We start from the raw sequence: 19,921 nt of genomic DNA, 5'->3' as shown, positions 1-19,921 counted from the left end.
TTATTTAGAGCATGATCTTTCGGAAAACCGGCATCCACTCTTCCGGATCATGCTCCAGAGATCAGCCGCCGAGCTGACCCTTGGTCGAGGGCACTTCGCCCTGGGCACGCGGATCGATCGCAATTGCCGTCCGCAGCGCCCTCGCCAGACCCTTGAAACAGGATTCGGCGATATGATGGCTGTTCTCGCCATATAGGGTCTCGACGTGCAGAGTCACGCCGGCGTTCATCGCGAAGGCGTTGAACCACTCGCGCACCAGCTCGGTGTCGAACTCGCCGATCTTGTCGCGCGGGAATTCGGCCTTGAACACCAGCACCGGGCGGCCGGAAATGTCGATCACGACGCGCGACAGCGTCTCGTCCATCGGCATGTGGATCGAGGCGTAGCGGGTGATGCCGGCCATGTTGCCGAGCGCCTGCTTCACGGCCTGTCCGAGCGCGATCCCGACGTCTTCGGTGGTGTGGTGGTAATCGACATGGAGATCGCCATCCGCCTTCACCGTGATGTCGATGCGCGAATGCCGGGCCAGGAGGTCGAGCATATGGTCGAAGAAGCCGATCCCGGTCGAAACCGTGGATACGCCTGCTCCGTCGAGGTTGACCGTCACCTCGATGTCGGTCTCCTTGGTCTTGCGCTTGATGGTTGCGGTGCGCATGAAAATTAAGCTTTCCCGTGCCGAAAACGCCGGTCTTTTAACAGGCTGATGTCACCTTCGCTACTGCGGGATGACCTCGAAACGCCCCAACTTCCGGCCATGGTGACCGGAATTCGTTGTCGATCTGGTTCTGCCGCGCTTTCCTCACGCGAACCGGTGCCCACTTCGCCTGAAAACACGCCGATTTCGTCCCGATTGTAACCCCCTGCCCGACCGCCTAAATCTGCCCGGAAGAGAGGTAACCTATGCAAGCATCCCCAAATGAGCTGCCGGTCTGGCATGGCACCACGATCTGCACGGTCCGCAAGGGCGGCAAGGTGGTGATTGGCGGCGACGGGCAGGTCTCGATCGGCCAGACCGTGATCAAGGCCAATGCCAAGAAGGTCCGCCGGATCGGCAAGGGCGACGTGATCGGCGGCTTTGCCGGCGCCACCGCCGACGCCTTCACCCTGTTCGAGCGACTGGAAAGCAAACTGGAGCAATATCCGGGGCAGCTGACCCGGGCGGCCGTCGAGCTCGCCAAGGACTGGCGGACCGACCGCTACCTGCGCCGGCTGGAGGCCATGATGATCGTGGCCGACAAGGACGTTTCCCTGGTGCTGACCGGCACCGGCGACGTTTTGGAGCCCGAATCCGGGGTCATGGCGATCGGTTCCGGCGGTAATTACGCCCTCGCCGCGGCCCGCGCGCTGGTCGATACCGACAAGGACGCCGAGACCATTGTCCGCCGCGCGCTGGATATCGCCGCCGATATCTGCGTCTACACCAACCGGAACGTGACGATCGAGACGATCGGCGGCTGAGCATGGCCCGCCCCTATCATTTCCGCCCGATGACGCCGGCCGACCTGTCGCTGATCAAGCGGTGGCTGGCGTTGCCGCATGTGCGGGAATGGTGGGGCGATCCGGCCGAGCAATACGCGCTGGTCAGCGGCGACCTCGACGAGCCGGCCATGGACCAGTTCATCGTCGCGGCCGATGGCGGCGACCTCGGCTATATCCAGTGCTACGACCTGACGGCCTGGAATTCCGGCTTCGGGGCCCAGCCGAAGGGCACGCGCGGGATCGACCTCTTCATCGGCGAGCCCGACATGATGGCAGGTGGCCACGGCTCGGCGCTGATCCGCGCCTTTGTCGACGACCGGCTGGCGCAGGGCGCGCCACGCATCGTCACCGATCCCGATCCGGCCAATGCGCGCGCGATCCGCGCCTATGAGAAGGCGGGTTTTCAGAAGGTGGGTATGGTCGATACGCCGGACGGGCCGGCGCTGCTGATGGCGCGCGACGCATGACGATCGCGCACAAGCCTATCACCGGCATTTCAGCGTGGCATTGGCTGGCGATCGCGGCAGCGTTGCTCGTGCTGCAGGCGGCGCTGCTTTATGCGATGGGCCGTCTGCCGATCTGCGCCTGCGGCTACGTCAAGCTCTGGCATGGCTCGGTTCAGAGCTCGGAGAACTCGCAGCACATCGCCGATTGGTACACGCTGTCGCACGTGCTGCATGGCCTGCTGTTCTACGGTCTGACCTTCCTCCTGCTGCCGCGCCTCGCCTGGCCCGGGCGGCTGATTGTCGCGATGCTGATCGAAGGCAGCTGGGAGCTCGTCGAAAATTCCAACTGGATCATCGAGCGCTACCGCGCCGGCACGATCTCGCTCGATTATTACGGCGACACCATCGTCAATTCGGTGTCGGACACGCTTGCGATGGTTGTCGGCTTCCTGCTGGCGCGCAGGCTGCCGATCGCGGCGACCGTCGCGCTCGGCGTGTTGTTCGAAACCGTGCTGCTGCTTCACATTCGCGACAATCTGACACTGAACATCATCATGCTGATCCACCCGTTCGAGGCGATCAGGCAGTGGCAGGCCGGGCCGCCGATTCTTTAGGGGACCATGCCTTGGAGGACTGCCGCTTGCCGAGACCGCGATTCCAACCTAGCTAGAGCCAATGACTCACTTCTCTCCCCGTGAAATCGTTTCTGAACTCGACCGCTTCATCGTCGGCCAGACCGACGCCAAGCGCGCCGTCTCGATCGCGCTGCGCAACCGCTGGCGGCGGCTGCAGCTCGCCGGTTCCCTGCGCGAGGAGGTTCTGCCCAAGAACATCCTGATGATCGGGCCGACCGGCGTCGGCAAGACCGAGATCGCGCGGCGGCTGGCCAAGCTCGCCGGCGCGCCATTCCTCAAGGTCGAGGCCACCAAGTTCACCGAGGTAGGGTATGTCGGCCGCGACGTCGAGCAGATCGTCCGCGACCTCGTCGAGGTCGCGATCGCGCAGACCCGCGAGCGCAAGCGCAAGGACGTTCAGGCCCGCGCCCAGCTTGCCGCCGAGGAACGCGTGCTGGACGCGCTGGTCGGCCCGGGATCGAGCCCGGCGACGCGCGAGTCGTTCCGCAAGAAGCTGCGCGCCGGCGAGCTCAACGACAAGGAGATCGAGATCGAGACGCAGTCGGGCGGCAGCGGCATGCCAATGTTTGAAATCCCCGGCATGCCGGGCGCCCAGATGGGCGCGATCTCGCTCGGCGACATCTTCGGCAAGATGGGCGGACGCAGCAAGACCCGCCGCCTGACGGTGGAGGGCTCGCACGAAATCCTCGTCAACGAGGAATCCGACAAGCTGCTCGACACCGATCAGCTGGTGCAGGAGGCGATCAACGCGGTCGAGAACAACGGCATCGTGTTCCTCGACGAGATCGACAAGATCTGCGTGCGCGAGAACCGCGCCGGCGGCGACGTCTCCCGCGAGGGCGTGCAGCGCGACCTGCTGCCGCTGATCGAAGGCACCACGGTCTCGACCAAGCACGGCGCCGTCAAGACCGACCACATCCTGTTCATCGCCTCGGGTGCGTTCCATATCGCCAAGCCGTCGGACCTTTTGCCGGAGCTGCAGGGCCGCCTGCCGATCCGCGTCGAGCTGCAAGCGCTGAGCCGCGACGACATGCGCCGGATCCTGACCGAGCCGGAGGCGTCGCTGATCAAGCAATATGTCGCGCTGATGAAGACTGAGGGCGTCACGCTCGACATCACCGACAACGCCATCGACGCGCTGGCCGATGTCGCCGTGGCGGTGAATTCCACGGTCGAGAACATCGGCGCAAGGCGGCTGCAGACCGTGATGGAGCGGGTGCTGGACGAGATCTCCTTCACCGCGCCCGATCGCCACGGCGAGACCATCCAGGTCGACGCCGACTACGTCACCAAGCATGTCGGCGACCTCGCCAAGAACGCCGACCTGAGCCGGTTTATTTTGTAGGCGGCCACCATAGTCGTCCCGGCGAAAGCCGGGACCCATAACCCCGACAGTCCGCGGTGACAAAGACTCGGGCCGACATTCCTTCTAGAACTACCTTCGGTGGTTATGGGTCCCGGGTCGCGCTTCGCTTGCCCGGGACGACGAGAGTGGGCGATCGATGAATCTGCGGGTGTGGCAAAACCCCTGGCGCCTGATGCTGGCCGTCAATGCGGCCGTGCTGGTCGGCGTGTTCCTGCACAAGATCGCGCTGCCGCCCTTCGTTCCCTACATCCATCTGCTGGTCGACTATCACTACGGCTTCACCAAGCGCGCGCTGGTCGGGGCGATCGTGTCGCTGTTCACCGACAAGGTGCCCGTATGGCTGGTGTTCGCGCTGGCCGGCGCGATCTGGCTGGTGACGCTCGGGCTGTTCATCAAACTGTTCCGCCGCACATTCGGCTTCAACGACGCGCATTGGCCGTTGTTCGTCTTCATCGCGGGCTCGCCGTTCTTCCTGAAGAACTTCATGCACACGCTCGGCCATTTCGACATCTACGGCTGTGCGCTGACGATCGTGCTGCTGCTGATCCCGGCGCGATCAATGGTGTATGTGCTGATTGCCGCGCTGTTCTCGATCCTGCTGATCCTGGTCCATCACATCTTCGTCTTGATGTATGTGCCGACCATCACGGCGATCGTGGTGCTGCGCTTTTATCTGGTGCAGGGCGTGACGCCGCGGAACGCCGTCTTCGGCATCGCGGCGCTCGCCGCGGTCGGCATCCTGTTCCTGGTCGCGCAATTCGCTGGCACGGTCGACGTGCCCTATGACGAATTCATCCGTCATCTGCAGAGCCGGATGGCCGATCCGTCACGCACCGACCTGCTTCAGTTCGGCTACATCTGGTACCAGCCGCTGTCGAAGGAGTTCGCCGACACCTGGGCGCGCATGCCCTCGAACCTCCTGGGCGTTCCGGTGTTTGTGCTGCTGATCTGGCTGCACACGCCGCTATGGCGCTATTTCGCACGGCTGATTGGCGCGCTCGCGAGTGACCTGCATCGGAGGATCGTGCTCGGCGCGCTTGTCATGATCAGCGCCGGCTACTTCGTGATGTTCGTGACCGTGTTCGACTATTCGCGCTGGATCTCGAACTGGGCGGTCTGCATGTTCCTGATGCTGCATGCCACCAGGATGCTGCCGGCGTCGAAGGACGTGCCGGCGATCCCGGCGGACGATAGCAAGACCACAATCCTCGGCTGGATCGTGACGGTGATCCCGCGCGTCGGAATCGTCCGACCGTTCTAACATTTTCGCTGAGCATGTTCAGCGCGCGCGCCGGACGCGCACATAGAGCGCGCCCTCGCCGCCATGGCCGATATGCGCTTCCTCGAAACCGACGACCAGCGAGCGGAATTCCGGCAGGCTGAGCCATTCCGGAACCTGGCGGCGCAGCACGCCGCGTTCGGAATCGAGACCACCGACCTTGCCCTTGCCGGTGATGACGAGCACGAAAGTGAGCCCGTCGCTGTGCGCGCGCTGCAGGAAGGTGAACAGCACGCGATGCGCGCGCAGCTGGGTCATGCCGTGCAGATCGAGCCGCGCATCGATCTCCTGCCGGCCGCGCGAGAGCTTTGTACGCTCGCGGCGGCCGATCGGCGCCAGCGGCGGCACGTGCGGGCGTTGCGCCGGCGCGGCCTTGACCGCTGCCACCGGCTTGACCGGGATGGGTTTGGCAATCGCGTGATGGACAGCCGGATCAGAGGCGACGGCGTGGGCCTTCGCGGCGGCCGGCCGCTTGCGCAGTGGCTTGACCTGCTTTGCCACGCTCTCCCAGAGCGCGCGCTCCTCTTCGCTCAGCGCGCGCTTGCGCCGCGACGGAGCGGACAGATCGGGAATCGGCGCGGGTCGTTTCATTGATCGCGGTAATGGCGATAGCGCCGGAAGCGCCGCTTCTCCGGTTGCGGAATATCGGGCCGGGCGACCGGCAACGGCACCGGTTCTGCCACAGGTGCGGCCTGCGCGACAGGGGTCGTTGCTGCCGGCGCTACGGGCGCGACATCCTTCGCGGCCGGGTTCCTGGCGGCGCTATTGCCTGAGTCTTTCGCCGCGCTTTTGGCCATGCCGGCGGTCGGCACATCCGCAGCCTTCGCCGCCGGCTTGTCCTTCGGCGGCTCGGTCTGCGGAAACAGCTTTGCGATCTTGGCCGAAGGCCGCTCATCCGGAACCGGCAGCTTGTGGCCACGCGCGACGGGGTCGAGACCCCTCGGCACCAGCATGACGAACTGCATGTTGTGCCGCAGCCGGCCCGAGACCTTTCCGGCCTCCGCACCGGCGCCGAAATAAAGATCGGCGCGCGCCGGGCCGACGATCGCAGAGCCGGTGTCCTGCGCGATCATCAGCCGGTGGAACGGCGTCTTCGACTGTTCGGATTCGATCGGCAGCTCGCCGGCGATGAAGAATGGCGTGCCGTAGACATGCAGCGCCTTGTCGACCGCGATCGAGCGGCCCGGCGTCAGCGGCACGCCCTGCGCGCCGACGGCCTCGTCCTTGTCGGACAGCGGAACCTCGCGGAAGAAAACGTAGGAACGGTTCTGCCGCCGCAGGTCCTTGGCGCCGTCAGGGTTCTGCTCCATCCACTCCCTGATCTTCTGCATCGACATCTGATCCTTCGGGATGATGCCGCGGTCGATCAGGACGCGTCCGACCGGCGTATAGGGATAACCATTATGCGCGTCATAATTGATGCGCAGGGTGGTGCCGTCCTCGAGCTTGATCCGCGCCGAGCCCTGGATTTGCGCGAACAGGAGATCGGTCTGGCTCTTCAGCCAGCAGATCTCGAGCCCGCGGCCGGCGATCGCGCCGTCCTCGATCTGGCCGCGGTCGTAATAGGGCACGAGCTTGCGGCGGCCGATCTTGCGATACACCGCGCCGCCATTGGGCAGGCCGACCGAATTCTGCGTCTTGCCGCGCACGAACAGGTTGGACGGACGGCGATAGACCGGCACGTTGTAGACGTCGGTCTGGGTCCGCGATCCATCGAGCACCGGCTCGTAGTAACCGGTGACGAAGCCGGCGTCCTCGCCGAGCCGCGAGATGCGCAACGGCACGAAATTCTGCTCGAAGAAGTCCTTCGCCTTGACGCCGTCGCTCAGCGTGAGCCCCTTGGCGATCCGGCAGGGGTCGCGCAGCGAGCTTCCAAGCGCTTTCGAATCGGCAGGCGCGCCCTGCTGGGCCGCGATCGGCTTGCAGCTGGTACGAAACGCCTGGTAGGCCGCGAGATGATCGTCGGCGCTCCAGCCGGCGACGTTGGACCAGGCGAGCGGCTCATACTGGCTGCCGCTGACCTGCAGCGGCATTTCCAGATTGGGATAGGGGATCGGGTGGCTGTGCTCGTGTCGCGGCGGAGGGTGCCGGCTTGATCTGTAGCGCGCGGCAATCGCTGCGGTGGAGCACAGCACCGCGAGCGCGCAGCACGCCACCGCGAGCCGCCCGTAGCTGAGATGCTTAGTGAGCGCTTCCAGTGCCAACCAGCTTCCAATTCGGATCGCGGGAAGTCGAGTCGCGGGCGAATGTCCAGATATCAGTGATGTCGGCGACCTTGTCCGGGCTGCCGTCGACGATGGTGCCGGCCTTGTCGCGCGTGACCGAGATCATCTGCGACACGAAGCGGACGGTGAGCTGAGTCGAGCGGTCGCGCGTCTCCGCGCTGACGATCTCGGCCTTGTCGATCGAGACGAACCGCGTCTCGGTCTTCTGCTCGTGCTTCTCGCGATCCTTGATCGCGGCCTCGAAGCTTTCATAGACCTCGGTCGACAGCAGGTCGCGCAGCGCGCGGCGATCGCCATTGGCGAACGCCAGCACGATCATTTCATAGGCCGAGCGGGCACCTGAGAGGAAATGCCGCGGATCGAACGAGGAATCCTGGACGGCCACCGCGTCTAGACCCTGCGCCAGCGCCGTGCCGGGCTCGGCGATGCCCTTCCAGCGTTCCGTGGGCTCGACCGGCTCGGCGGGCGCCGCCGAGGCCGGCTGGTCGATTACCGATCCCGGGATCGGAACGACGTTGTTGTCCTGACCGCGCTGCACGACGTTGGGCGCGGCGCGATCATAAGGCGGCCGCTCGCTTCCCGTGCGCTGTCCGAGAACGCTGCGCAGGCGCAGGAAGATAAACACGGCCAGCGCCAGGAAGATGATGGTGTAAATATCCACGTCGAATTCGCTTTCTGGTCTCTGCCGGCAACGGGCCGGCCGTCAAAGCGTTCCCGGTCGGGAACAGCAGAGATCACATCACCGATAGAGTCCGAAGATGTAGGCACGAAACTATGCCCGGCCAATGGCGCTTTTTGGCACGGGTAGTGTAGCGCGTTTTGACCCCCGGGGGAAACCGTTCCTTTTCAGGAAATCGCGCATCTTCAATAATTTAGGAAGCTGTTAAGAGATTGGGCAGGCTCGCGCGCGCTGTCCTTTGCCGGGAGAATTTGCCGCCGGCCCGCCCTTTCGTCGTCCTTGTGGACCGAGCCGGGCCTATGATAGCCACTCGCCCGGCATCGGCATTCTCAACACCTTAACGCGTGCCGTCGGACATTCTGTCCATCGAGCGCTGCTCCAGGAGACATTTTCATGACCAATGGCAACGGCGCCCCCGTCGAACAACCCGCTCCCCAGCTCAACGTACTGGCGCAGTACACCAAGGACCTGTCGTTCGAGAACCCGAATGCGCCGGCCTCGCTTGGCCAGCAGCAACAGCAGCCGGCGATCAACATCCAGATCAACGTCTCCGCCAACAACCTGTCGGAGAACGAGTACGAGGTGATCCTCTCGATCGAGGGCAAGGCCGAGACCGCAGGCAAGGTGATGTTCAGCTTCGACCTCGCCTATGCCGGCGTCTTCCGGATCGTGAATGTGCCGAAGGAGAACCTGCACCCGCTGGTGATGATCGAGTGCCCGCGGTTGCTGTTCCCGTTCGCACGCGAGATCGTCGCGACCGCGGTCCGCGACGGCGGCTTCCCGCCCTTGTTGCTCGACCCCGTCGATTTCCTCGGTCTCTACCGCCAGAACATGGAGCGGCAGGCGGCCGCCCAGGCCGCTCCCGGCGTCAAGCCGAGCTGAGTTCTAAACTCGAAAAAATGTAACACGCGTGGAAGTGTGATCCGTCATCCTGAGGAGCCCGCGCTTGCGGGCGTCTCGAAGGATCGACGGCCACAGTCCGGGCCGTCGATCCTTCGAGACGCGCGTTCCGCGCTCCTCAGGATGACGGGGATATAGAGCAATCTTGATTAGGCCGCCGGTGCTGCAGCAGGCGCTGGCGGCGGCAGGTAATCGTTCCAGATCGGCTTGTCGCCGAGCGTGGCAATGAAGGCCCTGTGGGCCTCCCGATCGGCGGCACTGACCCGCGCGAGTAGCGGGGTCTCGCGCTGCCGCCGCGGCGTATCACCACTATGGCCGCCCGCGCGCGCATCCGACGTTTCCGATGCCAGGATCAGCTGCGACTGCCGCGCGCCGATCAGGTCGATATAGACCTCGGCCAGCAGCTCGGCGTCGAGCAAGGCGCCGTGCTTGGTGCGGCGGGAATTGTCGATCTGATAACGCGAGCAGAGATCGTCGAGCCGGTTCGACACGCCGGGATGCTTGCGCCGTGCCAGCAGCAGCGTATCGACCAGCTGGTCCTTCGGGATCGCCTTCCGCTTGATGCGGTCGAGCTCGGCGTTGATGAAGCTGATGTCGAACGACGCGTTGTGGATCACCAGCGGCGTGTCGCCGATGAAGGCCAGGAACTCGTCGACCACTTCAGTGAACAGCGGCTTGGAAGCCAGGAACTCGGTCGACAGCCCATGCACGGCGAACGCTTCCGCCGGCATGTCGCGCTCGGGATTGATGTAGACGTGATAGGTCTGCCCGGTCGGCATGCGGTTGAAAATCTCGACGCAGCCGATCTCAACCAGCCGGTCGCCGCGCAGCGGGTCGAGGCCAGTGGTTTCGGTATCGAGAACGATTTCGCGCATGACGTGATGGAATCCGAAAAGGCGGGCGAATCAGGCGCGCCGCTTCGGCATCTTAACAACCTCGGCCAGAATGTCGCGGATACGCGCCCGCACCGGATCTAGGCCGTGCGAGGTATCCACTATGAAATCCGCGCGTTTGCGCTTTTCCTCGTCCGGCATCTGCTTGGCGATGATGGCGTCGAGCTTGGCGGCATCCATCGTGCCGCGGGCCAGCACCCGCTCGCGTTGCAGTTCCGGCGAGGTGGTGACGACAACGACGGCATCGACACGCTTCTCGCCGCCGGTCTCGAACAATAGCGGCACGTCGACAACGACGATCGGGTTACCTGCGGCTTCCGCATCGGCGAAGAATTTCTGGCGCGACGCGCCGAGCATCGGATGCACGATCTGCTCGAGCTGCTTCATCGCAGCAGGATCGTGCACCACGCGCGCCGACAGTTTCGCGCGATCGACCTTGCCGCCGGCAGTGGTGCCGGGAAAGGCGGCCTCGATCGCCGGCGCAGCTTCGCCTTCGTAGAGCTGATGCACGGCCGCATCGGCGTCATAGACCGGCACGCCGGCCTCCATGAACAGTTTGGCCGTGGTGGATTTCCCCATCCCGATCGAGCCGGTCAGTCCAACAATCAGCATCGCATCAACATCGGTTCAGCATCTCTCCCGTCGCCACGCCTCACACCGCGAGCAGCTTCTCGCCGCGCAGGAACGCCAGCAGCGACAATAGCGGCAGGCCGAGGATGGTGAAATGGTCACCTTCGATCCGCTCGAACAGATGCACGCCGAGGCCCTCGAGCTGGTAGGCGCCGACGCTGGTCGTCACCGCCTCCCCGGCATGGTCGAGATAGCTCTCGATCTCGCCGGCAGCGAGCCGTCGCATCGTCATGCGGGCCACGCTCACATCGCCGAACAGGACCTTTCCATCGCGTGCGACCGAGACGGCGGAATGCAGCTCATGGGTCCGTCCGGCGAGCAGAGCGAGTTGCTCGGCAGCCTGCGTGCGGCCGGCGGGCTTGCTGAACATGCGCTGCCCCAGCGCCAGCGTCTGGTCGGCGCCGACGACATATTGACCGGGCCTCTGCCTGGACACGAACAGCGCCTTCTCGCGCGCCAGGAGCGATGCGATCTCGCCCGGGGCCGAAAGGCCGGAATTCTTCTGCACCGCGCGTTCGTCGATGTCGGCCGGCAGCGCCTCGAAATCGAGGCCGGCATTTTCAAGCAGCATCTTTCGCGTCCGGCTCTGCGACGCGAGGATCAGCTTCTGTGGGCCGCGCCAGATGCTCATGACGTGGGAATCATTCCGACGGCCGCGCGCGCTGGCGGTCGTTGAAGAGTTTCATCACCGCGGCCGCGGTCTCCTCGATCGAACGCCGTGTGACGTCGAGCAGCGCCCAGTTGAATTTCGCGCTGAGGCGCCGGGCAAAGGCAACCTCGTCGGCTACCGACTGCTTGTCGATGTAGGTGTCATTGTCGCGGTCGCCCATGGTGAGCAGGCGGTTCTGCCGGACCTGGATCAGGCGCTCGGGCGTCGCATGCAGGCTGACCACCAGCGGCTTCTTCAAGGTCTCGAGCTGGTGCGGCAGCGGGATGCCCGGCACCAGCGGCACATTCGCCGTTCGGATGCCGCGGTTGGCGAGATAGATCGAGGTCGGTGTCTTCGAGGTGCGGGATACCCCGACCAGCACGACATCGGCCTCCTCGAGGCCTTCGACATGCTGACCATCGTCATGCATCATCGTGTAGTTCAGCGCATCGATGCGGCGGAAATATTCCGCGTTCAGCACGTGCTGCGCGCCGACGCGCCCGGTCGTCGCGGCACCCAGATACGCCTCGAACAACTGCATCACAGGCCCGATGATCGACAGGCTCGGAACGTTGATCTCCTTGCACTTGCCCTCGAGCCGGCCGACCAGATCCTTTTCCAGCAGCGTGAACAGGACGATGCCGGGCGATTCCTCGATCTCGTCGAGCACGCGATCGAGCTGCTTCTGGCTGCGCACCAGGGGATAGACATGCTCGACCGCGGTCACATTGGCGTATTGCGCGGCGACCGCGCGCGCCACGGTGATCAGCGTCTCGCCGGTCGAGTCCGACACCAGATGCAGGTGGAAATAATTGGAAGTCGTCGGCACCAGAGCCCCTGTCTATCCTGTGAATCCCTGTGGAGGTCGAGGAGAAGAATCCGGGTCCATGGCCAGGCCCCTGTATATCTCGCCCCATTCTTCACAGCACGTCGCAAAAGGATAAGTCGACGTCATGGCGGGGATGATAGTGAAGCAGTGTGGATTTGTCTCTTCATAAGCTGGCCACAGAGGCGCGCAACCAATTGAGTCCTGCGACAGATTCCGGATATCCGCCGCCGCCGACCGGAATGTTGAGGGATGTGAACAAGCGCGCAGCAACCGCTGGACCGGATTGCATGAGTCAAATTCACTGCCATTAAGACTCAAACCTTAGATTCTAAAATTAATTAGGTTTAGGAGAGCCGTGTGTGCGGATATGTATCCGTCCCTCGCCGGCGAAGCCTTGCGCGCAGCGCTGAGCCCTCCCGAACTGTTCCCCGAAAGGCATCACTGCGATGTTCGACTGGATCAACGCCCTGCCGATCTATGCCTGGGTCAAGGCCCTGCACATCGTCGCCGTGATCTCGTGGATGGCCGGCATGCTCTATCTGCCGCGGCTGTTCGTCTATCATTGCGAGGCCGAGGTCGGCTCCAGGCAGTCCGAGACCTTCAAGGTCATGGAGCGGCGGCTTTTGAAGGGGATCATCAACCCCGCGATGATCGTGACCTGGCTGGCCGGACTTTTCCTGGTCTGGGCCGGACACTGGTACCTATCCGGCTGGTTTCACGTCAAATTTGCGCTGGTGCTCGTCATGTCGGGTATCCACGGCTTTTTGTCCCGTTGCGTGAAGGATTTCGCCGCCGACCGGAATCAGCGAACCCAGAAATTCTATCGTATTATCAACGAGGTGCCGACGGTCCTGATGATCCTGATCGTGATCATGGTGGTGGTGAAGCCGTTCTAGACATCACGATGGTCAAGACGCATGCTTCAGTCCTTCTTGCGAAGGACGAATCGATTTTCTATATAGGATTTATCCCACCCCACGCAGGCGGATGTGGTCGCGTTCCGGTTCTTTTCGGACCGGCGCCGCATCAGGTTTGAAAGCCCAAACGGCACTTTCCTGGCTGAGACCTGCGGACCTTCCTTTGGCGTCCGCTTTTTCCAAAGCCACCTCGCACCCCTTCCCTACTTACTTCCTCACAGGACGACCCCAATGCGGGAAATCAAACTCCAGGACCTCAAATCGAAAACGCCGGCCGAGCTCGTCTCGTTCGCGGAAGAGAATGGGGTCGAGAATGCCAGCACCATGCGCAAGCAGGAGCTGATGTTCGCAATTCTCAAAAACCTCGCCGCCGCCGAGACCGACATTGTCGGCGAGGGCGTCGTGGAGGTGCTGTCCGACGGATTCGGCTTCCTTCGTTCGCCTGACGCGAACTACCTGCCCGGCCCCGACGACATCTACGTTTCGCCCTCGCAAATCCGCCGCTTCGGCCTGCGCACCGGCGACACCATCGAAGGCCATATCCGCAGCCCGAAGGAAGGCGAACGCTACTTCGCGCTGCTGAAGGTCAATACGCTCAATTTCGAGGATCCCGAGAAGGCCAAGCACAAAGTCAATTTCGACAACCTCACGCCGCTGTTTCCCAATCAGCGTTTCCGCATGGAGCTTGAGGATTCCACCAAGAAGGACCTTTCCGCCCGCGTGATCGATATCGTCGCGCCGATCGGCAAGGGCCAGCGCGCGCTGATCGTGGCGCCGCCGCGCACCGGCAAGACGGTGCTGATGCAGAACATCGCGCACTCCATCACCGCCAATCATCCCGACTGCTATCTGATTGTGCTGCTGATCGACGAGCGTCCGGAAGAAGTTACGGACATGCAGCGCTCGGTGAAGGGCGAGGTGGTGTCGTCGACCTTCGACGAGCCTGCGGTGCGTCACGTCCAGGTCGCCGAGATGGTGATCGAGAAGGCCAAGCGCCTCGTCGAGCACGGCCGCGACGTCGTGATCCTGCTCGATTCGATCACGCGCCTCGGCCGCGCCTACAACACCGTCGTGCCGTCATCCGGCAAGGTGCTGACCGGCGGTGTCGACGCCAACGCGCTGCAGCGTCCGAAGCGCTTCTTCGGTGCCGCGCGCAACATCGAGGAGGGCGGTTCGCTGACCATCATCGCGACCGCGCTGGTCGATACCGGCAGCCGCATGGACGAAGTCATTTTCGAAGAGTTCAAGGGCACCGGTAACTCCGAACTGATCCTCGACCGCAAGGTTTCGGACAAGCGGACCTTCCCGGCGATCGATATTGCCCGTTCCGGCACCCGCAAGGAGGAGCTGATCACTGATCCGCAGGTGCTGAAGAAGATGTACGTCCTGCGCCGCATCCTCAATCCGATGGGCACCATGGACGCCATCGACTTCCTGCTCGACAAGCTCCGCAATACGAAGAGCAACTCGGAATTCTTCGATTCCATGAACACCTGAGGCCACGGCCGAAAAGAACAGGGCGCTCCGCACAAACGGGGCGCCTTTTTCATGCTGCGGATTTGCTGCGGCTAAGTGCAGCATAAAAGGAGCCGTTCTCCGCACTGGGTTTCCAGTTAACTATCTGATATTATTTATATTTCTATCATAGCTTGGTGATCTAGCTGACGACACCGCAGCAAAATTGCTGCGCGGCTGCTGCAGTGAAATCAGATCATGCTGCATCGCAGCATTTTGCGGTATGGAGTGCGAAATCGAAGCGGCATTGCCTTTGCCGATTTGCTGGAAGAAATAGGCGATGCATCCACGCGACCAGACTATTTTCGCGTTATCCTCGGGGCGGCCGCCGAGTGCGATCGCCATCGTCAGGTTGTCTGGCCCAATGGCCGAGTCGGTCATTGCAGGACTGGCAGGCAAGACGCCGGTGCCGCGGCTGGCGACCCGCGCGCTGCTCCGCGATTCGAACCATCAACCGATCGATGACGCGGTCGTGCTGTGGTTTCCAGGCCCGGCCAGTGCCACCGGCGAAGACGTCGCCGAATTTCATGTCCATGGCGGACGCGCGGTGTTGGCGGCGATGTTCGATGCGATCGCGGCATTCGACAATGTGCGGCCGGCCGAGCCGGGCGAGTTCACCCGGCGGGCCTTCGAGAACGGCAAGCTCGACCTGACTGAGGCCGAGGGCCTCGACGACCTGATCCACGCCGACACCGACCGTCAAAGGCGCCAGGCGCTGCGCCAGTTGAAGGGGTTGCTCGGCGACCGCGCGCGCGACTGGCGCGAGCGGATCATCGCGGCGTCGGCGCTGATTGAGGCCGGCATTGATTTCTCAGATGAAGGCGATGTGCCGGCCGAGCTGATCGGGCCGGCGCTCGAGAAGATCCGCGCGCTGCATGATGAGATCAAGCAAGTCCTTGCAGGGCAGGGGCTTGGCGAGCGGTTGCGCGACGGCCTGGTGGTCGCGATCGCCGGTCCGCCGAATGTCGGCAAATCAACCCTGATCAATCAGCTCGCCAAGCGCGAGGTCGCGATCGTCTCGCCGCATGCCGGCACGACCCGCGATGTGATCGAGGTGCAGCTCGACCTCGACGGCTATCCGGTGACGGTCATCGACACCGCCGGCATTCGCGAGACCGACGACCCGGTGGAGCAGGAGGGCGTCCGCCGCGCCCGCGCCCGCGCCGCGGAGGCGGACCTCGTGCTGTGGCTGGCCGACAGCGGCGATGCAAAGGCGGGACATGGCGGAGCGACGCCGACCTGGCTGGTGCGGAACAAGATCGACCTGGTCAGGACCGCGGCGGGTGAGGGCGGCAGTTACCCCGAATTCAGGATCTCGGCTGCTCGTGGCGATGGGTTGTCAGAGCTGATCGCCGCGCTGGTCGGGTTCGCTCAGGACTATTTTGGAACCAGCGAAGGCGGCTTGATCAGTCGGACGCGGCAGCGCGGATTGTTGCAGGAGACCGTCGAATCCCTTCAGCGCAGCATCGACGTGGTCGGGCAGGGCGAAGAACTGGCGGCGGAGGAACTCCGGCGGGCCGCTTACTCACTCGGTCGTCTGCTCGGCCGGGTGGATGTTGAAGACATCCTGGATGTCATCTTCCGCGAGTTCTGCGTCGGGAAGTAGCGGGTGCCCCATCTGTTTCACGTGAAACATGGTTTCGATCTGGTTAAGGAACCCTCATCCTGTTTCACGTGAAACAATTGCCGATCATACAGCCGCACTGTTTCACGTGAAACGGTCCCATCCGTCATTGCGGGCGAAGCGAAGCAGTCCATATTTGCCTCGGGCTTCGGTCTCAGAGCGGCGATCCCAACTTCGTTCTTCCGGCTTTCATGACTCCACGATAGAAGTCCCGGCATGACTTCCAGGGCAGACTCATTTGACGTCATCGTCATCGGCGGCGGCCATGCCGGCTGCGAGGCCGCGAGCGCTTCTGCCCGGATGGGCGCAAAGACCGCCTTGGTGACCCATCGTTTCGCGACGATCGGCGCGATGTCGTGCAATCCCGCTATCGGCGGGCTCGGCAAGGGCCATCTGGTCCGCGAAGTCGACGCGCTGGACGGTCTGATGGGCCGGGTGGCTGACGCCGGCGGCATCCAGTTTCGCATGCTGAATCGTCGGAAAGGTCCAGCGGTTCGTGGCCCCCGGGCGCAGGCCGACCGCAAGCTCTATGCGGCCGCGATGCAGGCCGCGATCACCGAAACCGCGAACCTCAACGTCATCGAAGGCGAGGCGGATGAATTGGTCGTCGTCGATGGTCGCGTGACCGGCATTTGCCTGGGCGATGGCCGCCGGCTATCGGCGGGGGCGGTTGTCATCACGACCGGGACCTTCCTGCGTGGTCTGATCCATCTCGGCGAGAAGAACTGGCCGGCGGGCCGGGTCGGCGAGGCGCCGGCCATGGGCCTGTCGGCTTCCTTTGAACGTGCAGGGTTTGTGCTCGGCCGGCTCAAGACCGGGACGCCGCCGCGCCTCGACGGCACCACGATCGACTGGTCCGCGGTCGAAATGCAGCCCGGAGACGAGCCTCCGGAGCCGTTTTCGGTCATGACTGACCGGATTACGACCCCGCAGATCCAGTGCGGCATCACCCGGACCACGCCGGCGACCCATGAGGTGATCCGCGCCAATGTGCATCGCTCGCCGATGTATTCCGGTCAGATCAAGAGCTCCGGACCGCGCTATTGCCCCTCGATCGAGGACAAGATCGTCCGCTTCGGCGATCGAGACGGCCATCAGATCTTCCTGGAGCCGGAAGGGCTCGACGACACCACGGTCTATCCGAACGGCATCTCGACCTCGCTGCCGGAAGAGGTCCAGCTTGCGATCCTCGCCAGCATTCCAGGCCTCGAGCGGGTGAAGATGGTCCGGCCGGGCTATGCGATCGAATACGACCACGTCGATCCGCGCGAGCTCGATCCGACCCTGCAGACCAAGCGTCTGCGCGGGCTTTTCCTGGCCGGCCAGATCAATGGCACCACGGGCTATGAGGAGGCGGCGGGGCAGGGCGTTGTCGCCGGGCTCAATGCCGCGCTCGCTGCCGGCGATGCCGATCCGATCGTGTTCGACCGCGCCGATGGCTATCTCGGCGTGATGATCGACGATCTCGTGACCCGCGGGATCACCGAGCCGTATCGCATGTTCACTTCGCGCGCCGAATACCGGCTGACCTTGCGGGCCGACAACGCTGACCAGCGCCTGACCGACAAGGGCGTTGCGCTCGGATGCGTTGGAACGGCGCGCGCCGAGCGCCATCGGACCAAGATGGCGGCGCTGGAGGCGGCCAAGATCTTGGCGAAGTCGCTCACGATCACACCGAATGAGGCCGCCAAGCACGGGCTTGCCCTCAATCGTGACGGCAATCGCCGCTCCGCCTTCGAGCTTCTGGCTTATCCGGAGATCGAATGGCCCGCGGTCCGGGCGATCTGGCTGGAGCTGTCGGCCATTGACCCTGAAATCGCGGTGCATCTCGAGATCGATGCCAAATACGATGTCTATCTGAAGCGCCAGACCGCAGATGTCGATGCTTTCCGGCGTGACGAGGGTCTGGTTCTGACCGACGTCGACTATACCGATGTCCCCGGTCTCTCGAACGAAGCGCGCGCCAAGTTGCAGAAGGCGCAGCCGCGGACGGTCGGCCAGGCCGGCCGGATCGACGGCATGACGCCGGCGGCCCTGGGTATTCTGGCGGCCTATCTCCGGCGGGAAGCGCGGCGGAAGACTGCGAAGGCATCCGCCTAGCGTTTCACGTGAAACGGCAGGCCCCGGTCATTGCGAGGAGCGGAAGCGACGAAGCAATCCATCGCTTTCCCAGGTGGCACTATGGATTGCTTCGCTTCGCTCGCAATGACGAGCCCGACCGGCATTCCAGAGAATGGCTTCAATTTCGCAATCCGCCGAACTCAGTGTCTCCGCCAAGGACAAGGCCGCGGCGCTCGCGCTGACGCCTGTTTCACGTGAAACAGAGGCGCGGCTCGACCGCTACATCGCCCTCCTCCTCACGTGGCAGGCCAAGACCAATCTCGTCGCGCCATCGACGCTGCCGACCCTCTGGACCCGCCACGTCTCCGATTCGCTGCAGCTCCTGCGTCTGATGCCGACGGCGAAGTCGTGGGTCGATCTCGGCAGCGGCGGCGGCTTCCCCGGTGTCGTGCTCGCCTGCGCGCTGGCCGAGACTCCGGGCTCGTCGATTCATTTGGTTGAGCGAATCGCCAAGAAGGCGGCATTCTTGCGCGAGGCGATACGGGTGACGGAGTCCCCGGGGGCGGTGCATCTGGCTGATATCGGGGATACTGTGGATAGAATCCCGGGGCCCATCGATTGCGTCACCGCGCGGGCGCTGGCTCCGTTACATCAACTCATCGGCTTTGCGGAGCCCTGGGTCAAAAAGGGCGCCAAGGCGCTGTTTTTGAAGGGTCAAGATGTAGAGGCCGAATTGACCGAGGCCACTAAATATTGGATTATTGAGCCAAAGCTACACTCCAGCCGGACCGGCGGACAGGGCTGGATCGTCGAACTCGGGTCAATCGAGCGGCGCTAGGGGACTCCGCGAGAGCAAATGGTATTTTGGTATGACTGTGATGGACGAGGTTTATCAAGAGGATAAGGCGTCCCAGCCGCCTGGCCATCCGCGCATCCTGTCGCTCGCCAACCAAAAGGGCGGCGTCGGCAAGACCACCACAGCGATCAATCTTGGGACCGCACTCGCTGCGATTGGCGAGCGCGTCCTGATCGTCGATCTCGATCCGCAGGGCAACGCCTCGACCGGCCTCGGCATCGATCGCCGCAACCGCAGCTGCTCGACCTACGACGTCCTGATCGGCGAAGCGCCGCTGCGCGATGCCGTGGTCGCGACCGCGGTGCCGCGGCTGCACATCGCGGCTTCCACCATGGACCTCTCCGGCCTCGAGCTCGAGCTCGGCACCACGCCGGGCCGCGCGTTCCGGCTGCGCGATGCGATCGCAGGATTGAACAACAATGTCTCGCCGGAAGCCGACTACACCTACGTGCTGATCGACTGCCCGCCCTCGCTCAATTTGCTCACGGTGAATGCGATGGCGGCGTCGGACGCGATCCTGGTGCCGCTGCAATGCGAGTTCTTTGCGCTCGAAGGTCTGTCGCAGTTGCTGCAGACCGTGGAGCAGGTGCGCTCGACGCTCAATCCGAACCTGTCGATCCACGGCATCGTGCTGACCATGTTCGACTCGCGCAACAACCTCTCCAACCAGGTGGTTGCCGACGTGCGCCAGTTCATGGGCGACAAGGTCTACGACACCATGATCCCGCGCAACGTGCGCATCTCGGAAGCACCCTCCTACGGCAAGCCGGTCCTGGTCTACGATCTCAAATGCGCCGGCAGCGATGCGTATCTCAAGCTCGCCACCGAGGTGATCCAGCGCGAGCGCGAGCTGCGCACGCATTGACGTTGCGTAGGATGGGTAGAGCGAAGCGAAACCCATCACTCTCATTGCGAGCCGCGATGGGTTTCGCTTCGCT

At 63.6% G+C, this 19,921-nt stretch carries 21 protein-coding genes; 12 read left to right on the top strand and 9 right to left on the bottom strand.

Going from position 1 to position 19,921, the window contains the following annotated elements:
- Positions 1 to 61: 61 nt before the first annotated feature.
- Positions 62 to 655 (bottom strand): imidazoleglycerol-phosphate dehydratase HisB, encoded by a 594-nt coding sequence (gene hisB / locus ACVIHF_RS35080; protein ID WP_016841476.1) that lies wholly within the window; start codon positions 653 to 655, stop codon positions 62 to 64.
- A 245-nt stretch (positions 656 to 900) separates the two neighbouring features.
- Between hisB and hslV the strand changes: the two genes are divergently transcribed.
- The 5 genes from hslV to ACVIHF_RS35055 all read left to right on the top strand — a co-directional run bounded on the left by hslV (position 901) and on the right by ACVIHF_RS35055 (position 5,187).
- Positions 901 to 1,458 carry an ATP-dependent protease subunit HslV gene (hslV, locus tag ACVIHF_RS35075; protein ID WP_057020343.1) on the top strand — a complete coding sequence of 186 codons (558 nt, stop codon included), beginning with the start codon at positions 901 to 903 and terminating at the stop codon, positions 1,456 to 1,458.
- Between the two features lie 2 nt (positions 1,459 to 1,460).
- Complete coding sequence (locus tag ACVIHF_RS35070) at positions 1,461 to 1,946, top strand: GNAT family N-acetyltransferase (RefSeq protein ID WP_253605721.1); 486 nt, start codon at positions 1,461 to 1,463, stop codon at positions 1,944 to 1,946.
- Entirely contained in the window at positions 1,943 to 2,539 is a 597-nt protein-coding gene (locus ACVIHF_RS35065) for a DUF2585 domain-containing protein (RefSeq protein WP_253605720.1), read from the top strand. The genes ACVIHF_RS35070 and ACVIHF_RS35065 overlap by 4 nt, the downstream gene beginning before the upstream one ends.
- A 61-nt stretch (positions 2,540 to 2,600) precedes the next feature.
- Complete coding sequence (hslU, locus tag ACVIHF_RS35060) at positions 2,601 to 3,905, top strand: ATP-dependent protease ATPase subunit HslU (protein WP_253605718.1); 1,305 nt, start codon at positions 2,601 to 2,603, stop codon at positions 3,903 to 3,905.
- A gap of 157 nt (positions 3,906 to 4,062) precedes the next feature.
- Positions 4,063 to 5,187 carry a hypothetical protein gene (locus tag ACVIHF_RS35055; protein ID WP_310880945.1) on the top strand — a complete coding sequence of 375 codons (1,125 nt, stop codon included), beginning with the start codon at positions 4,063 to 4,065 and terminating at the stop codon, positions 5,185 to 5,187.
- An 18-nt stretch (positions 5,188 to 5,205) separates the two neighbouring features.
- Here ACVIHF_RS35055 and ACVIHF_RS35050 read toward each other — a convergent pair whose 3' ends face one another.
- Genes ACVIHF_RS35050 through ACVIHF_RS35040 form a run of 3 tightly spaced genes read right to left on the bottom strand, consistent with a single transcriptional unit; the run spans position 5,206 to position 8,091 of the window.
- The gene (locus tag ACVIHF_RS35050) at positions 5,206 to 5,796 is read right to left on the bottom strand and encodes a Smr/MutS family protein (protein WP_456778339.1); all 591 of its coding nucleotides are present in this window, start codon (positions 5,794 to 5,796) and stop codon (positions 5,206 to 5,208) included.
- Positions 5,793 to 7,409, bottom strand: a complete 1,617-nt coding sequence (locus ACVIHF_RS35045; RefSeq protein WP_456793318.1) for an MltA domain-containing protein — start codon at positions 7,407 to 7,409, stop codon at positions 5,793 to 5,795. Before ACVIHF_RS35045 ends, ACVIHF_RS35050 begins: the two co-directional genes overlap by 4 nt.
- A complete protein-coding gene (locus tag ACVIHF_RS35040; protein ID WP_057020336.1) occupies positions 7,387 to 8,091 on the bottom strand; it encodes a Tim44/TimA family putative adaptor protein in 705 nt (234 codons plus the stop codon). Before ACVIHF_RS35040 ends, ACVIHF_RS35045 begins: the two co-directional genes overlap by 23 nt.
- A gap of 411 nt (positions 8,092 to 8,502) precedes the next feature.
- Between ACVIHF_RS35040 and secB the strand changes: the two genes are divergently transcribed.
- Complete coding sequence (secB, locus tag ACVIHF_RS35035; protein WP_069279084.1) at positions 8,503 to 8,991, top strand: protein-export chaperone SecB; 489 nt, start codon at positions 8,503 to 8,505, stop codon at positions 8,989 to 8,991.
- A 167-nt stretch (positions 8,992 to 9,158) separates the two neighbouring features.
- On the opposite strand, the gene dnaQ is transcribed toward secB, so the two are convergent.
- The 4 genes from dnaQ to ACVIHF_RS35015 are packed head-to-tail and all read right to left on the bottom strand — an operon-like array spanning position 9,159 to position 12,010.
- Positions 9,159 to 9,884 (bottom strand): DNA polymerase III subunit epsilon, encoded by a 726-nt coding sequence (gene dnaQ / locus ACVIHF_RS35030; RefSeq protein WP_456793317.1) that lies wholly within the window; start codon positions 9,882 to 9,884, stop codon positions 9,159 to 9,161.
- Positions 9,885 to 9,914: 30 nt separating this feature from the next.
- A complete protein-coding gene (gene coaE / locus ACVIHF_RS35025; protein ID WP_456793316.1) occupies positions 9,915 to 10,514 on the bottom strand; it encodes a dephospho-CoA kinase in 600 nt (199 codons plus the stop codon).
- Between the two features lie 40 nt (positions 10,515 to 10,554).
- Positions 10,555 to 11,163, bottom strand: coding sequence for a Maf family protein (locus ACVIHF_RS35020; RefSeq protein WP_253605715.1), 609 nt, complete (start codon positions 11,161 to 11,163; stop codon positions 10,555 to 10,557).
- Between the two features lie 10 nt (positions 11,164 to 11,173).
- Positions 11,174 to 12,010: a pyruvate, water dikinase regulatory protein gene (locus ACVIHF_RS35015; protein WP_016841463.1), complete on the bottom strand. Its 837-nt coding sequence runs from the start codon at positions 12,008 to 12,010 to the stop codon at positions 11,174 to 11,176.
- Positions 12,011 to 12,483: 473 nt separating this feature from the next.
- On the opposite strand from ACVIHF_RS35015, the gene hemJ reads away from it, so the two are divergent.
- Both hemJ and rho read left to right on the top strand, forming a co-directional pair.
- The gene (hemJ, locus tag ACVIHF_RS35010) at positions 12,484 to 12,906 is read left to right on the top strand and encodes a protoporphyrinogen oxidase HemJ (RefSeq protein WP_456794153.1); all 423 of its coding nucleotides are present in this window, start codon (positions 12,484 to 12,486) and stop codon (positions 12,904 to 12,906) included.
- 252 nt (positions 12,907 to 13,158) lie between these two features.
- Complete coding sequence (gene rho / locus ACVIHF_RS35005) at positions 13,159 to 14,424, top strand: transcription termination factor Rho (protein ID WP_028341998.1); 1,266 nt, start codon at positions 13,159 to 13,161, stop codon at positions 14,422 to 14,424.
- Positions 14,425 to 14,544: 120 nt separating this feature from the next.
- Here the strand turns inward: rho and ACVIHF_RS35000 are convergent, their stop codons facing one another.
- Positions 14,545 to 14,823 (bottom strand): hypothetical protein, encoded by a 279-nt coding sequence (locus ACVIHF_RS35000; RefSeq protein ID WP_456793315.1) that lies wholly within the window; start codon positions 14,821 to 14,823, stop codon positions 14,545 to 14,547.
- Between ACVIHF_RS35000 and mnmE the strand changes: the two genes are divergently transcribed.
- The 4 genes from mnmE to ACVIHF_RS34980 all read left to right on the top strand — a co-directional run bounded on the left by mnmE (position 14,723) and on the right by ACVIHF_RS34980 (position 19,848).
- Positions 14,723 to 16,048 carry a tRNA uridine-5-carboxymethylaminomethyl(34) synthesis GTPase MnmE gene (gene mnmE, locus ACVIHF_RS34995; RefSeq protein WP_456793314.1) on the top strand — a complete coding sequence of 442 codons (1,326 nt, stop codon included), beginning with the start codon at positions 14,723 to 14,725 and terminating at the stop codon, positions 16,046 to 16,048. The two genes, ACVIHF_RS35000 and mnmE, sit on opposite strands and share 101 nt — an antisense overlap.
- 234 nt (positions 16,049 to 16,282) lie before the next feature.
- Positions 16,283 to 18,166: a tRNA uridine-5-carboxymethylaminomethyl(34) synthesis enzyme MnmG gene (gene mnmG / locus ACVIHF_RS34990; protein WP_456793313.1), complete on the top strand. Its 1,884-nt coding sequence runs from the start codon at positions 16,283 to 16,285 to the stop codon at positions 18,164 to 18,166.
- 133 nt (positions 18,167 to 18,299) lie between these two features.
- Positions 18,300 to 18,965 (top strand): 16S rRNA (guanine(527)-N(7))-methyltransferase RsmG, encoded by a 666-nt coding sequence (rsmG, locus tag ACVIHF_RS34985; protein WP_456793312.1) that lies wholly within the window; start codon positions 18,300 to 18,302, stop codon positions 18,963 to 18,965.
- A 31-nt stretch (positions 18,966 to 18,996) separates the two neighbouring features.
- On the top strand, positions 18,997 to 19,848 hold the full coding sequence (locus tag ACVIHF_RS34980; protein ID WP_028335813.1) for a ParA family protein: 852 nt from the start codon (positions 18,997 to 18,999) through the stop codon (positions 19,846 to 19,848).
- Positions 19,849 to 19,921: the final 73 nt, after the last annotated feature.

This window comes from Bradyrhizobium sp. USDA 4506 (genome assembly GCF_054058795.1).
Note: the sequence above shows the minus strand (reverse complement) of the source record. Positions and strands in the feature narration are given on the sequence as shown.

Coding starts and splice junctions, on each gene's coding strand:
- dnaQ (WP_456793317.1), bottom strand. CDS start 9,884: ATGCGCGAAATCGTTCTCGATACCGAAACCACTGGCCTCGACCCGCTG.
- coaE (WP_456793316.1), bottom strand. CDS start 10,514: ATGCTGATTGTTGGACTGACCGGCTCGATCGGGATGGGGAAATCCACC.
- ACVIHF_RS35050 (WP_456778339.1), bottom strand. CDS start 5,796: ATGAAACGACCCGCGCCGATTCCCGATCTGTCCGCTCCGTCGCGGCGC.
- ACVIHF_RS35065 (WP_253605720.1), top strand. CDS start 1,943: ATGACGATCGCGCACAAGCCTATCACCGGCATTTCAGCGTGGCATTGG.
- hisB (WP_016841476.1), bottom strand. CDS start 655: ATGCGCACCGCAACCATCAAGCGCAAGACCAAGGAGACCGACATCGAG.
- ACVIHF_RS35070 (WP_253605721.1), top strand. CDS start 1,461: ATGGCCCGCCCCTATCATTTCCGCCCGATGACGCCGGCCGACCTGTCG.
- ACVIHF_RS35055 (WP_310880945.1), top strand. CDS start 4,063: ATGAATCTGCGGGTGTGGCAAAACCCCTGGCGCCTGATGCTGGCCGTC.
- rsmG (WP_456793312.1), top strand. CDS start 18,300: ATGGCTTCAATTTCGCAATCCGCCGAACTCAGTGTCTCCGCCAAGGAC.
- ACVIHF_RS35020 (WP_253605715.1), bottom strand. CDS start 11,163: ATGAGCATCTGGCGCGGCCCACAGAAGCTGATCCTCGCGTCGCAGAGC.
- secB (WP_069279084.1), top strand. CDS start 8,503: ATGACCAATGGCAACGGCGCCCCCGTCGAACAACCCGCTCCCCAGCTC.
- mnmG (WP_456793313.1), top strand. CDS start 16,283: ATGACTTCCAGGGCAGACTCATTTGACGTCATCGTCATCGGCGGCGGC.
- rho (WP_028341998.1), top strand. CDS start 13,159: ATGCGGGAAATCAAACTCCAGGACCTCAAATCGAAAACGCCGGCCGAG.
- mnmE (WP_456793314.1), top strand. CDS start 14,723: ATGCATCCACGCGACCAGACTATTTTCGCGTTATCCTCGGGGCGGCCG.
- ACVIHF_RS34980 (WP_028335813.1), top strand. CDS start 18,997: ATGACTGTGATGGACGAGGTTTATCAAGAGGATAAGGCGTCCCAGCCG.
- ACVIHF_RS35000 (WP_456793315.1), bottom strand. CDS start 14,823: ATGACCGACTCGGCCATTGGGCCAGACAACCTGACGATGGCGATCGCA.
- hslV (WP_057020343.1), top strand. CDS start 901: ATGCAAGCATCCCCAAATGAGCTGCCGGTCTGGCATGGCACCACGATC.
- hslU (WP_253605718.1), top strand. CDS start 2,601: ATGACTCACTTCTCTCCCCGTGAAATCGTTTCTGAACTCGACCGCTTC.